General features: G+C 34.9%; 12 protein-coding genes. 2 read left to right on the top strand and 10 right to left on the bottom strand.

All coding sequences use genetic code 11. The features are described from left to right. Positions 1-61: 61 nt before the first annotated feature. Both EZV73_RS00610 and EZV73_RS00615 read left to right on the top strand, forming a co-directional pair. Complete coding sequence (locus EZV73_RS00610; protein ID WP_240837315.1) at positions 62-1150, top strand: ABC transporter substrate-binding protein; 1089 nt, start codon at positions 62-64, stop codon at positions 1148-1150. Between the two features lie 7 nt (positions 1151-1157). Further along, complete coding sequence (locus EZV73_RS00615; RefSeq protein ID WP_240837316.1) at positions 1158-3008, top strand: ATP-binding protein; 1851 nt, start codon at positions 1158-1160, stop codon at positions 3006-3008. A gap of 31 nt (positions 3009-3039) precedes the next feature. On the opposite strand, the gene EZV73_RS00620 is transcribed toward EZV73_RS00615, so the two are convergent. The 10 genes from EZV73_RS00620 to EZV73_RS00665 form a co-directional block, all read right to left on the bottom strand. Continuing rightward, on the bottom strand, positions 3040-3552 hold the full coding sequence (locus EZV73_RS00620; RefSeq protein ID WP_240837318.1) for a GNAT family N-acetyltransferase: 513 nt from the start codon (positions 3550-3552) through the stop codon (positions 3040-3042). A gap of 210 nt (positions 3553-3762) precedes the next feature. Beyond that, the gene (locus EZV73_RS00625; RefSeq protein WP_240837320.1) at positions 3763-5397 is read right to left on the bottom strand and encodes a BatD family protein; all 1635 of its coding nucleotides are present in this window, start codon (positions 5395-5397) and stop codon (positions 3763-3765) included. Beyond that, on the bottom strand, positions 5387-6262 hold the full coding sequence (locus EZV73_RS00630) for a hypothetical protein (RefSeq protein WP_240837322.1): 876 nt from the start codon (positions 6260-6262) through the stop codon (positions 5387-5389). Before EZV73_RS00630 ends, EZV73_RS00625 begins: the two co-directional genes overlap by 11 nt. Next, a complete protein-coding gene (locus EZV73_RS00635) occupies positions 6255-7277 on the bottom strand; it encodes a VWA domain-containing protein (RefSeq protein ID WP_240837324.1) in 1023 nt (340 codons plus the stop codon). The genes EZV73_RS00630 and EZV73_RS00635 overlap by 8 nt, the downstream gene beginning before the upstream one ends. 10 nt (positions 7278-7287) lie before the next feature. Next, a complete protein-coding gene (locus EZV73_RS00640; RefSeq protein WP_240837326.1) occupies positions 7288-8250 on the bottom strand; it encodes a VWA domain-containing protein in 963 nt (320 codons plus the stop codon). Next, a complete protein-coding gene (locus EZV73_RS00645; protein ID WP_240837328.1) occupies positions 8247-9050 on the bottom strand; it encodes a hypothetical protein in 804 nt (267 codons plus the stop codon). Before EZV73_RS00645 ends, EZV73_RS00640 begins: the two co-directional genes overlap by 4 nt. After that, positions 9047-9868 carry a DUF58 domain-containing protein gene (locus EZV73_RS00650; RefSeq protein ID WP_240837330.1) on the bottom strand — a complete coding sequence of 274 codons (822 nt, stop codon included), beginning with the start codon at positions 9866-9868 and terminating at the stop codon, positions 9047-9049. The genes EZV73_RS00645 and EZV73_RS00650 overlap by 4 nt, the downstream gene beginning before the upstream one ends. 14 nt (positions 9869-9882) lie before the next feature. Beyond that, positions 9883-10836 carry a MoxR family ATPase gene (locus EZV73_RS00655; protein WP_240837332.1) on the bottom strand — a complete coding sequence of 318 codons (954 nt, stop codon included), beginning with the start codon at positions 10834-10836 and terminating at the stop codon, positions 9883-9885. 178 nt (positions 10837-11014) lie between these two features. Next, positions 11015-12625 carry a methyl-accepting chemotaxis protein gene (locus EZV73_RS00660; RefSeq protein WP_240837334.1) on the bottom strand — a complete coding sequence of 537 codons (1611 nt, stop codon included), beginning with the start codon at positions 12623-12625 and terminating at the stop codon, positions 11015-11017. Positions 12626-12794: 169 nt separating this feature from the next. Further along, positions 12795-13535: a GNAT family N-acetyltransferase gene (locus EZV73_RS00665; protein WP_240837336.1), complete on the bottom strand. Its 741-nt coding sequence runs from the start codon at positions 13533-13535 to the stop codon at positions 12795-12797. Positions 13536-13583 lie beyond the last annotated feature (48 nt).

A 13583-nucleotide genomic window follows, 5' to 3' on the forward strand; every position in this document is an offset into this window, starting at 1 on the left:
TTTCCCAATATAAGGATGTGTATGCCTGATTGCAAGGGGTATATAAAAAATGGAGGACATTATGCGAAAACTTTTATTAGTCATATTACCCATCCTTCTTCTAGTTGGATGTTCTGGTTCAAAGGAAATAAAAATCGGCTTGGCGATAACACAAACTTACGACCAAGTTTCATCAGATTATGGTATAGCCATAAGAAATGGTTATTTAATGGCTATAGATGAAATCAATGCATCAGGTGGCATTGATGGTAGGGAGATTGTACCTGTAATCAGGGATGATCAAAATGACATTGAAAAAGCAAAAGAGATTGTTGATGAGTTTGCAAGTGAAAACATCAATATTGTTGTAGGCTTTTCTACATCAAAAATGTATCCAGCCATTCAATACGCTCAAGAAAATTACGACATGTTATTTGTTGCTGCAACGATGAGCTCTTCTGAGCTAACCGGTATAGATGACAATCTCATTAGAATCACAAGCTCAGATGAAATTCAAATCGTTGGTCATGCAGAAATTGCTAATGAGACTCTCGACTTAGACTCGATGGGGATTATTTATGATGCAGATAACGAGAAATATACAAAACCTTTCATCTCTATCTTTTCAGAACTCTATAAGGGTGATATCCTATTTAAGGATTTCTCAAAGGAACCAGATACAATCATTTCTTTAATTCACGAACATAACCCTGATGGTCTACTCTATATTGTGCCATCACATACCTTTATTAAAATACAACAGCAGCTCAGTAAAAATGACCTAGTATTACCAACTCTAATATCAGGTTGGGCAGCTACACCTGGTTTATTCGACTTTGGTGGTGATGTCATTAATGATGTCTACTGTATCAGAATATTTGATGATACCAGTGTGGATGAAAAATACCAAAGATTCTTAGATGATTTTGCTTTTAAGTACAATTCACAAGTATCGAGACCATCCTACATCACTTACGAGACCATGATGGTGATATTTGAAGCACTTAAAGACCAAGACGATATCTCACCAGAAAATCTTAAATCAAGAATCTTAGAAATAAGCACCTTCGATGGTCTGCAAGGCACCTTTACGATCAATGAGTACGGTGACACCTTCAGAACCATTCATAAGATGCAAATTCAAAACAGAAAATTTGTACCTATAGATTAGAGGCTATATGAAAAAGAAATCCCTTAAAACTGAACTGATGTTGGAATCCGTCATATACGGTATGCTGGCTATTGTCATCGTATCTATTATCGTTACCTTCGTCTTATTTAACTTCATAGAAAATGAGCAGTACAAGAAAAATTCTGCCCTTAGTCGAGCTGTTGCCTATCAGCTTGATTCTTATTTCATGCAACCTAGCGATGTGTTAAACGAGTTAAAGGAAACCCTCTATTTATCAGACTATATTACAGACAATCACAAACAAGACTTTGTCGACAGTATTGTAGAGAATATCTCAAAGTTTTCATCGGTCCTCATCTTAGATGATTCAGGTACAGTTTTATTTTCCTCTCCAGAAAATCCGGAAATCATAGGTATTGATCATTCATCCTATCCTTATTTTCTAAATGTAAAAGAAGCTGGCAAGGTTTATTGGTCGAGTGCCTTTTTTGCATTCGAGTCCAAGTATCCTCAAGTCGGCATATCTATGAAGGTAGAAGATGAAATTATGGTTGCCATACTCGACATGCAGTCATTTGCCAGTCATATCTACGATATGGACCTAGGCGACAAAAGTATCATTACCGTTACAGATGACAAAGGCAATTACGTGGCTCATACAGATATGGACACTGTTTTTTTACGTGGTGTAGACCAGATGTATCAAACCTATTCATCCGGCAACATTCCAGACACCGTTTCCTATAAGGGCTTAGATTATATTCCAATTGTTGAAACAATCGAAGAAAGAAACTGGGTCATCACAGTACTTCAATCCAGTCAAACTTTTTACAAGCCCATTAGCCAAATGCTGATAGTTTCTATCATTACAACACTATTAATCTTAGTTTTGGTTTATCTCTTATCCAAAAGACGCGTCAATAAACTAATGGTCACAGTCAATGACTTAACTGAGGCCTCAGAGATTATCTCTAGTGGGTCTTATCAACATCAAGTAAAAGACAGTCAGTATTACGAGTTCAATCAGTTGTCTATGGCTTTTAACAAGATGTCTCGTGATCTTGACATCATTACCAATAATTTAGAAAAGCAGGTCAAGGATCGAACCTTAGAACTTTCTAAAGCTAACGAAGATCTAAAAACCTCACTCAATACTCTAAAAGAAACCCAGGCAAAACTCGTTGAATCAGAGAAACTAGCTTCCCTTGGTCAATTGGTCACAGGTGTTGCCCATGAAATCAACACACCAATCGGAGTTGCATTTACCATGACCTCTTATTTAAAAGAACTGACTCAAATAACAGAAGAAAAGATTTCTAATAAGACCATTACAAAACGTCATTTGGACAATCACATTGAAAGCACTTTAAAAACATTATTACTTCTAGAGAATAGTTTACACCAGTCAACGCAACTGATAGCAAGTTTCAAGCAATTGTCTATCGATGAATCATCAGCAATAAAAAAAGAATTCAGCTTAGAATCCTTGATCAACAATGTGCTTCTTCAAAATGAAAACAAAATCAAAGAAAGCGGTATCAACTTAAATCTATCTATTAGAGATGTTCACCTAAACTCATATCCATTGGAACTTGAAAAAGTGCTCAACGGTTTGATTAAAAACGCCATTACACACGGTCAACCTAAAAACATTACTATCATAAGCCTTGTCACTGACAAGGTCCAAATCAAAGTTAAAGACGATGGTCTAGGTATGGATAACGATGTTCTTGAAAAGATTTTTCATCACTTTTTTACCACTTCTAGGTCAGAAGGTGTTGGACTTGGCCTTACCATTATCTATCATATGATTACAAATCTACTTAATGGTACCATTGAAGTCAACAGCGAGCCTCAAAATGGAACTGAGTTTATTATAACACTACCGATTGATTAAACTAACGAAAACTACCTAAATGGTAGTTTTCTTAAAATTGATAAACATAATGATTGGATGTTTTTAACTCATGTCCAAAGCTGTTCTTACACCCTTCAGAACAAAGCTTAAAACCCAAACTCATAACAAGTGCTCTTGATGAGTTATTGGTGTTGTTTACGTTCAAGTAAACTTCTGCAACAGAAAGATTCTTTAAAATCTCCAGTGCCTTTTGCACCAGTTTTTTGCCATAGCCTTTTCTTCTCTTATCATACCTCACTTCTATGCCTTCTAACAACCACTTATCATCACAATAGGGCGACTGCCAAATTCGTAAGACTCCGGCAATGTTATCAGAAGTTACTTGGTCTTCATATAATGAAATCGTGTATTTCTTGCCAGGAATTTCGTCACGATGCCATTTTTCTAGAAACTCTAAATTTTGCTGATATGCGACCTTCGATCCGCACGATAATAGTCTGGCAGCATCATCAGCATTTTCCATTTTTTTTGTTATACTATCTCTATTGGTTACAACTTCAAATATTATAGAATCCATGCTCATTCAATCCCCTCCTAAACCATTTATACCCAACATATGTCATAAATACTCATATTTTATGAGAGAGATTGATCCTGCTACTTACTGTTTGATTTTGGCAGTCATGCTTAGCTTGTAATACAAAAGGCTCCTGCTTTGACGTAACATCTTATCTAAAATATCTTAATTTAAATAAACTTACTAAAACAGGCAGCCTCTTTTTTGTCTCACTTCTTATAGGTTTATAGATGCAAGTATTTTTTTCTTAACATCTTTTAATGTTCCAGTCTTCTCTTTTATCAACTCATACATTTTTAAAACATTATCAGCAACAAGAACATCACCAATTTTCTTACGAATATCGTCTTCACAGTATGCTGTCATCGAAAAACCATAATGATACATAACATGGTCATATAATATTTGATTGAGCTCTTCTTTACTCTTAGCATTCTTTACTTTACTAGTAAAATCAGCCTTCAACTTATCTTTTTTCGATTGTCTACGAAGTAAAATAATCATTAAAATCACCACTACTACAACAATCAGACCATAGATTAAAAGTTGTACTTTATCTTTTGAAATAAGATAATAGCCTTGTAATGAAGTAGGATCAATGGTAGATATAACAACAGAATTGCTTACATTTCCACCACCACTATGCATTGCATCATCAGTCTCACTTATAGCAGGACCTTGTCCGGTGACTTTTATTGTGTTACTTTTTAACTCAACGACATCATAAGTTTCTGTCTCTGTATTGAAATAACTGATGCCTTTGGGTTCTATTGATAGGTCTCCAGCCGCCTTAGGTACAATAATTGCTTCAAGCACCTTGCTTTCGCTGTATGCCTCCGATTTAATATTAATCTTCAAATCTTTTTCACTTTGATACACAGCAGCTTCATTGGTTGGAAAAGCAAGTTCAGCAATTCCAGCTAAAGACATATCACCTTCCAAATGAACATTGAGTGTAACAGCTTCGCCATAAGCTACACTGTCTTTATCGTATTGAGTTTCCACACTAAGGTTGCCAACTAAACCGCTAAAATCATCTGGCTTACCTTCAAGTGGCAGTTCTTTTACTGGAATATCAATCGCATCTGTTGAAACATAAACTTGTTCACCTCGTGAAAAAAAGTCTCCAGAATCAAGTAACACAACGACATCATATGCTGGTATTTTAACTGTTTCTGTACTTGTAGGTGTTAAAGCAACTTTCATAAGTTCAAATTTTAAGTACTGTCGTCCATTAATAGTTGTTAATGACCTATCCAAATCGTCAGTATCTGTCTGCTTACTTATAACCCCTTTAAAAGCTGGCGTTTCAGTAAAACCATATTCACTTACATTCTTAGCAGTATACAACTCATAGGTTACAACAGTTGTCTCTCCTGAATAGAGCGACTCCTTTGACACCTTTGTTTTGATGAAAACATCTCTTTCTTCTTCAGCTAACGAAGCATCTTGTTCTCGTATAACAACAGTTACCACGTTCGACAAATACTCTTTACCCTTGTATTCAACAAGTGCTTGTATATCATAACTACCAACATTTTTAGGCCTTGCTGAAAAACCAATACTTGAAGACTTTGTCGTCTTTCCATTAATAATGCTTGTGTTTGACGATTGAGATGTATTAAGTACTTCAAACTCATCTAATCCATAAACACCTTTAATTTCAGCTCCATTCATGTTATAAATGTTAATTGAAGCATTAAATACAGTGCCTAAGTCAATATCAGTATCTTCAATAACCAGTTGTACACTCTCTTCTTCTGCAAATACTTTATAGTTACTTGATATCATCAATGTAAATATACAAATATAAAGTAATGCCATTTTCAATTTTTTATTATTACCAATCATTACTTCCATCCTCTTTAGGTATTATTACATTCTGATTATTTTTCAGACTGTCTTTTTCCTGTAACTCCAACATCTGCAAAATACTCTCTAGTTCTTGCATTGCCTTTTCATCAGCAGATAGTTCACCATCAGACGCCACACCTTGTTGATTGTCTTCACCTTCTTGGCTTTCTTGACCACCTTGGTTTTCTTGATTATCTTGACCACCTTGGTTTTCTTGATTATCTTGCCCTTCTTGGTTTTCTTGATTATCTTGCCCTTCTTGGTTTTCCTGATTATCTTGCCCTTCTTGGTTTTCTTGATTATCTTGACCTTCTTGGTTCTCTTGATTATCTTGACCTTCTTGGTTCTCTTGATTATCTTGACCTTCTTGCTTTTCTTGATTATCTTGACCTTCTTGCTTTTCTTGATTATCTTGACCTTCTTGGTTTTCTTGATTATCTTGCTTCTGTTGGTCTTCGTTTTGCTCAGATTCTTCTTTCATTTCTTCTAGCTGTTTTTTTACAAACTCATAATTAAACTTCAACTCAACAGTTACGGAATCTTTTTCAATGGCCTGTTTATATAAATCAACACATTGATTCAGCAAATCCATTTTTTCTTGTGGATTTTCAGTTAGTTTACTCATTCTATATAAAGCGTGGGCACTTTCGCCAGGTCTACCTAACTCATTAAATATTTCATAAGACCTGGCGTACTGACTAGTCTTATATAAATCTACTGCCTGGTTATATTGCTCTATATCTTCCTCTTCCATATTATTGGGAAAACCTTCTGCACTGAATACTGGCAAATATCCTACACCAAGAAACAGAATCAAAGCTAACAAAATCATTGATAATATTGTAATCATCTTATTAATCATTGTTTACTCCTATCTTATTGTTTGCCTGTCTAACACTTCTATGAATAGTAGGTCTTCTAAAATCGATATATCCAAGCAAGAACAAAAGTAAACCTAGGCCTAATGGATATTGGTACCAATGTTTAAATTGCTTACGTTCTCTTACACCATCTTGCGATTTTTCCAAAAATGCAATGTTAGGCAACAATTTCTCTATTTCTCCACCTTGAAGTGATGCCTGATAGTAATCTCCATGGCCTGCTTTTGCTACTTGTTTTAATAGGTCATCATTCAACTTAGAAACAACTGCACTTCCATTCTTATCTTTTTTATAACCAGTTTGCTTATCACTTAGCGAATCATACTCAGGTATTAATCCACCTTCTTCTGTACCTACACCAATACTATAAACAATTAAATCATTCTTTTTTATATAGTCTAGTATTGAGGCATCAAAATCCTTTTGATCTTCTCCATCACTAATAATGATGACAACTTTGTCTCCACCTGAAACGCGGCCAAAAGACTCACCTGCTAGTCGGATAGCAGTTGCCATATCTGTACCACCGCCACCGATAACATCTGTATCTATAACATCAAGAAACATCCTTGCCATTTGATAGTCATCTGTTAAAGGCATCTGGACATAAGCCGATGCAGCAAATGGAATAAATCCTACCCGGTCTCCTTTTAAGTTATCTAATAACTCCTCAACAATTCTCTTTTCATGACTTAATCTATCAGGGGCAATATCTTCAACTAACATACTTTTAGACACATCTAATAAAATATACATGTCTAAATGATCTTCTTCTATTTCAACAGGTTTGCCATTGCTTATAGGTCCTAGTAATGCAACAAGCATACTTAATAGACCAATAACCATAAGTCCTCTCTTAACAATATCCAAGGACTGTCTCTTCATCTGCAAACTCACTAATATCTTGTTTTTCTTTATATATCCCACAACTAATGCTACAATAACTGCACCAACAGGAATAATCATCGGTATATATTTTAACTCACTAAAGCTCATGTTACTCCTCCTATGGTATTTGAATGAAATAGTACTTATCCACAAACAGACCAATAAGAATCATAACAATCCCCAAAAACATTAACGGATATGCCCACTCTTTATAATTATCAAAGGTGTTTTGTTCCACCTCTGACTTTTCTAGTGTATTAATCTCTTCAAAAATATTCTCTAATGTTTTCTCATCTTTAGCACGAAAATACTTGCCACCAGTAGTTGCTGCAATTTCTTTTAAAAGAGGTTCATTAAGTCCGCCTTCATATTCTTGATACTGAGTAACACCGAATACTTCGTATGGTAAAATAGTTTTGTCAGTTCCTACACCAATGGTGTATATTTTAATACCATAGTCATTCGCTAACTTACTTGCAGTAATCGGATCTATCTGACCTGCATTATTATCCCCGTCCGTCACTAAGACAAGTACTTTAGACTTGGCATCGCTTTTTTTCAAACGGTTTATACCTACAGAAACCGACATGCCTATTGCTGTTCCTTGCTCGTTAATAGAATCAACATCTAACTTGTCAAGAGATGCTAACAAGACTTCATGATCTAATGTTAAGGGGATATTGGTAAAAGCATTACCTGCAAAAGGTACCAATGCAATCTTATCCGATGACCTTTCTTTGATAAAAGATTCAATAGTATCTTTGGCTACTTCTAAACGATTTGGTCGAAAGTCTACCGACTCCATCGATCCTGAAACGTCCAATAAAACACCTATTGCAATGCCCTCATCTTTTAAAGGTATACTATTTTCAAGTGTTCTAGGTCTTGCTAAGGCAATCAACATGACGATACATCCTGCTAGAACTAGATATTTACCAAGTTTGTACCACTTTTTTAATGGATTTTGTTCTTTAATCAATGTTACATTTGAATAGCCAATAGCAGTGCGTTTATTTTTTCTGAGGAAAAAATAAAGAACGACTGGTATCATCAATAACACATAAAAAGTTTCAAATTTCATGATGCTATCGCCTCCCTCTGAACTTCAATCATATGAAGACGTTGACCAATCTCAAGAAGCCTTTTGTATAAAGTCTCTTCTACATCAGCTGATACTGCAGACATTTTATATTTATGTGAATCAGTATCATACAACCACTGAACAAGTAACTCATAAATGTCCTTACTACATGCTTGCTCTAATTCTTTGCTCAATTCTTCTGTTGTCTTACCAATAGCTCGAATTTCATAGACTGATTCTATATATACTTTTAAGGTAACAGTCCATCTTGTTAGTACCTGACCATCACTCATTCTATTCTCTTCTACTGACTCGACAAACTCTTCATACCCAGTCTTATCTTTTACTTTTTTCTCTCTATTTTTGGCCCATTTAACTGCCGTTAAGACAATAATCAAGAGTCCTGTAATAGCGCAAGCTAATAATAAATACACGTCATTATTTGATACAACAAGAGGATTCATTTCGTCGTAAATGTCTGTTTTATCATGATCATCCAGTGTAGATACAACCACAATGGAAACTGTCTGGTTACCAATCTGAACAACTTTTTCACCTACATCAAAGGTTCTTATTTTTAGAGTAATAGACTCATCATTCTCATAAATGCTCATTACTTCAAAGTCTTTAAAGGCCGCTTCAACTTCACTTAAATCCAAGCCAGAGTTTTCAATTTCAAGGTTTATAATATCTCCTACATAAATCGGTCTCTCTTCTGCATATGCTATATAAGACGAATTTATAAAAAGTAGTAGCGTACATAATAAAAGAATACTTCTTCTTTTTAAGTTTTGTTTCATCGTGCAATCCTCCTTGCAAAGAAGGCCTTTAACTTTCTAATATAATCCTCATCCGTCCGAACAGATATTAGATTTTTCTTTGGCATTTGTTGGATTGGATTGCCTTTAATCAAGCCTTTACGATTATCTACTTCTACAACTTCACCCGTTTCTAAATCTTCAAATCTGAAAATAGCACCTTTAGGTAAGGCTTCTTCCTTTGGGTCAATAACCTGTATCAGTACCACATCATGTTTGCGACTTAATCTATTTAATGTATCCTCGTAGTCCATATCCATAAAATCAGAAATAATAAATAGAATACTCGGTCTTTTCATCACTTTTAAAAAATACTTCAAAGCACCATCAATATCCGTACCTTTCCCCTCAGATTCATGACTTAATAACTCATCTATAACTGAAAGCACATGTTTCTTGCCTTTTTTAGAAGGAATAAGTTTTTCAACCCGATCTGTAAATAACATAGCCCCTACTCGATCATTATTTCTAATTGCAGAAAAAGACAAAGTTGCTGCAATCTCAGCAATCTTTTCTTTTTTGTCGCCAAAGCTATTAGATAAAGACATATCAACAAGTATGAAAAGATTTAACTCTCGCTCTTCCATAAACTGTTTGACATAGGCTTTGTTATGACGCGCTGTTACATTCCAATCAATATTTCTTACATCATCTCCTGGATAATATTCTCTTATATCAGCAAACTCCATACCTTTTCCACGAAAGCTTGCCTTGTAATCACCAGCGAAAATCTCATCTACCATACGATTAGACTTAATTTCAATATGTCTTATTTTACTTAACATTTCTTTTGATAACATAAAATCACGTCCCGTTATGGTAATTTAACCGAATCCAAAGTATGACTGATAATCTGCTCTACCGTCATATCATCCGCCTCAGCTTCATAAGTTAAAGATATCCTATGCCTTAAGACATCATAAACCATGGCTTTAACATCGTCAGGTCTTACATGGTCTCTTCCCATAAGAAAAGCACGTGCTTTAGAAGCTTTGATTAAGTTGAGTGATGCCCTTGGAGATGCACCACATGCAATATAAGTAGATGCCTGTCTAGTCTGAAAAATAATATCTAGTATATAATCTTTAATCACATCATCTACATAAATCTGATCAATTTGGCTTCTAAGTTCAATAATTTCCTCACCACTTAATATAGTCTCTAAACTAGGTGTTTCATAACCATTATCAGTAAAACGATCAATAATTGCTCGTTCTTCTTCCTTCGTCGGATATTCTACTTTTAGCTTTAACATAAAACGATCTTGCTGTGCTTCTGGTAAAGGATAAGTCCCTTGTTGTTCTAAAGGATTTTGAGTAGCTATAACTACAAAAGGTTTGTTTAACATATGCGTCTCATCACCTATGGTTACTTGTTTTTCCTGCATAGCCTCCAGTAGAGCCGACTGAACTTTTGCAGGTGCTCTATTAATTTCATCTGCAAGTACAATATTTGAAAAAATAGCGCCTTTTTTCACTAGAAAATCACCTGTTTTCTGATGATAGATTTCAGTGCCAATAATATCCGCCGGTAATAGATCCGGTGTAAACTGAATACGACTAAAATCTATTCCAAGTACATCAGCCGTTGTAGACGCCGTTAATGTTTTTGCCAATCCAGGAATACCTTCTAATAAAATATGGCCACCTGTTAACAAGCCTATGAGTATTCGATCGACCATATATTCTTGACCAATAATTACTTTTCCAACTTCTTTCTTCAATCTCTCAATTTTTAATAACGCATCATTTTTCTCTAATACTTCCATCTTCTCCTTGCACACTTATCTAATCAGTTAAGCGTGTGCTCTCCTTTCAAATTTACTTTTTTACTTCAAATGCTATTATAACAAACAAATGTGTTAACTTTGTGACAAAGCAGTGACAAATTGAAAGAAAACAAAAGAAAACCTGCGTAACCAAATCCTATTTGATCACGCAGGAATCTTATAAACTAATATCTGCTATTAAAACGCCGCCAACTTGATTGTCAATCATAACCGGCACTGCAACACTTACACAATACTCATTGTTTATCATAGAAACATACGGCTCTGTTACATAAGTAACCCCTTTTAGGGCTTCTTTAAAGTGATGTCTAAAACTAATATCTATGGATTTACCCACATGCTCTGAAAACTCAAAAGCATTACCTGACGTATCGGAGATACCTGCAAAAGTCACGTTAGGATGACATGAAACCAACCTCTTTAATATGTCTTTTGTATAATCCTTTATATAAGATACTTTCAGTTTTTTAACTTCCTGTTCTACTAGACTGGTTGATTCATTAACAAGCTTCTTTGAATCTTCCTCCATAAATAATGATTCTTTATAATCCGTTACTATTTCTTTTAATTCATTCGATGTCATATAAAGCGCATCGATGGCACCAGCGACCTCTGAAATACTTGCTGTCTGCTCTTCTGTTAAAGCAGCAGCTTCTTGTGAATTAGCTGTCACATTACCTGCTTTTTCAGATATACCATGAATCAAATCAAATACAGATTCTGTCGTTTGCTTTTGTAGAGAACACAATTCATTGATTCTTTCAATAGATGCCATCGTTTCTTGAACATCATCTGTGATTTGATCATTGGATTTAGAAGAAATATCTGCTAAATCTAAACTGCCTTCCAATATACTAGAGCTTTCATTAACCAACTTATTGATATCTTCTGATAACCTCATCAAACTACCAATAATACTTTTTATTTTCTCCGTAGAAGAAGCTGATTCTTCAGCAAGCTTCCTAACCTCTTCTGCTACAACAGCAAATCCTCTACCAGCTTCACCAGCTCTGGCAGCTTCTATGGATGCATTTAAGGCAAGTAGGTTGGTTTGTTCACTGATACCATTGATCAATCCAATAATTGACTCAATTTCTCTCATATCGTCATTGAGCTCATTCATCTTCTTTGAAATCTCTTCATTAGCCTTAAAAGATTTATTGGTCGACTCAATCAACTTGCTTGTGTGCTCCACATTTTCATCTAAGTTGCTTCTCATGCGTTTAGATATTTCATAATTGCTACCTGACACATCTGTAAACTCTAGGATGTCAGTAACCATTTTCTCAGCACTTTCCATGGTGTGAGTGGCTTCTCCTGAAATAGCATCCATTGAAACTGCTATCTCAGAAATATTGGTTGCAACATTATCGCTTGATTCTGAAATCACATCAGAGTTTCTTTTTATTTCTTCTATGTAATCTGTTAACTTTTCTGTAGCCACAAGCATTTTGCCTATAACTTTTTTAACATCTTTATTTAAGTGGTCTATTCCCTTAACTATATGTCTGTTAGAAACACTGATTCTCTCGTCTGCTTTTGCTGTTACATTTCCAGTAATGATTTCGTCTAAATATTTTGACAATAAAGCCGACTGAACTCTTACAAAGTATTTAGAAACGAAATAGGCAACACCGGTTGATATCAATGCAACAAGGAGTGCAAAAACAATCTTATTAGAAATCAGATTATTAAGTACATAAGTAGTTGTAAACAATATCGCAAGTGTTGCTACTACAAGTATTAGCCTATTTATTATATCCTTCATATGATCCCCCTTACGAGTAATTATACCAAATTTTCTCAGCAATACAATTATTTTATAACAAACTATTCAGAATTCTTTAATCATGATTAGATACTATCTTCTACCCTATTAATTAGACGTTAAACCAATTTGATCAAATGATTTTACAGCAAACAAAAAAAAGAAATAATCACTTATTTCTTTCCATATCAATTTGACTATCTCCCGAAGCCTTAAATCCAAAGTCTTCATAGAGCTTAATTGCATGTATATTCAGTTTATCAGCAGCTAAGAAAGCTTTTCTGGCTCCCCTGTCATAACCATAAGTCATAGCTTTAGCCATCAACTGCCTACCGTACCCCTTTTGTTGATAGTCAGGATGAACAGCCAACTCTCTGAGCCATAGAGTGGGGCCCTTATCAAAACCATACAAGGCAACAATAGCCAGACCAACTATTTCATCATCCTCTTTAGTGAGCACAATATTGTGATGGTCCGTTTGAAGCCAGTTTTCAATCCAGGCCACTTCTTCTCCCATAAAGCCTCGTGACTGTTTGTAACATGCCTTAGTGATGTCAGACAGTCTTTTAGCATCACTTAACTTTGCAAGTGTATATGGCGTATAATCCACTTCCAAACTTGAAAAGTAGTCTTGATAATGTGCTACAATTTCAAAGCCACATGCCTTTAATCTCTCTACCCATGACCCATGTACAAATGGAATAAAAGCCTTCTTATCTATCACAGTCATTAAGGCCTCTAAGTCATGACATGCATAATGGTATTTGTGACCATGCTTAGCAAGAATTATTTCACCAGTGTTTTTTATAATATCATAGGCTTTCATTTCATCAAAATCCATGTAAGTCATGGATGTATATTTAAAGTCCTTCAGTTTTTCTTTTATATCTCTAAAATCGTTTATTTTCATTTAATCCCCCATTTATATAAACTGTATCATATAATGGTGGTTATGACT

Origin of the sequence: Acidaminobacter sp. JC074 (genome assembly GCF_022496765.1) — a bacterium.
GTDB lineage: Bacteria > Bacillota > Clostridia > Peptostreptococcales > Acidaminobacteraceae > JABXKX01.

Coding starts and splice junctions, on each gene's coding strand:
- EZV73_RS00640 (WP_240837326.1), bottom strand. CDS start 8,250: ATGAAATTTGAAACTTTTTATGTGTTATTGATGATACCAGTCGTTCTT.
- EZV73_RS00635 (WP_240837324.1), bottom strand. CDS start 7,277: ATGAGCTTTAGTGAGTTAAAATATATACCGATGATTATTCCTGTTGGT.
- EZV73_RS00625 (WP_240837320.1), bottom strand. CDS start 5,397: ATGATTGGTAATAATAAAAAATTGAAAATGGCATTACTTTATATTTGT.
- EZV73_RS00655 (WP_240837332.1), bottom strand. CDS start 10,836: ATGGAAGTATTAGAGAAAAATGATGCGTTATTAAAAATTGAGAGATTG.
- EZV73_RS00645 (WP_240837328.1), bottom strand. CDS start 9,050: ATGAAACAAAACTTAAAAAGAAGAAGTATTCTTTTATTATGTACGCTA.
- EZV73_RS00665 (WP_240837336.1), bottom strand. CDS start 13,535: ATGAAAATAAACGATTTTAGAGATATAAAAGAAAAACTGAAGGACTTT.
- EZV73_RS00620 (WP_240837318.1), bottom strand. CDS start 3,552: ATGAGCATGGATTCTATAATATTTGAAGTTGTAACCAATAGAGATAGT.
- EZV73_RS00630 (WP_240837322.1), bottom strand. CDS start 6,262: ATGATTAATAAGATGATTACAATATTATCAATGATTTTGTTAGCTTTG.
- EZV73_RS00615 (WP_240837316.1), top strand. CDS start 1,158: ATGAAAAAGAAATCCCTTAAAACTGAACTGATGTTGGAATCCGTCATA.
- EZV73_RS00650 (WP_240837330.1), bottom strand. CDS start 9,868: ATGTTATCAAAAGAAATGTTAAGTAAAATAAGACATATTGAAATTAAG.
- EZV73_RS00610 (WP_240837315.1), top strand. CDS start 62: ATGCGAAAACTTTTATTAGTCATATTACCCATCCTTCTTCTAGTTGGA.
- EZV73_RS00660 (WP_240837334.1), bottom strand. CDS start 12,625: ATGAAGGATATAATAAATAGGCTAATACTTGTAGTAGCAACACTTGCG.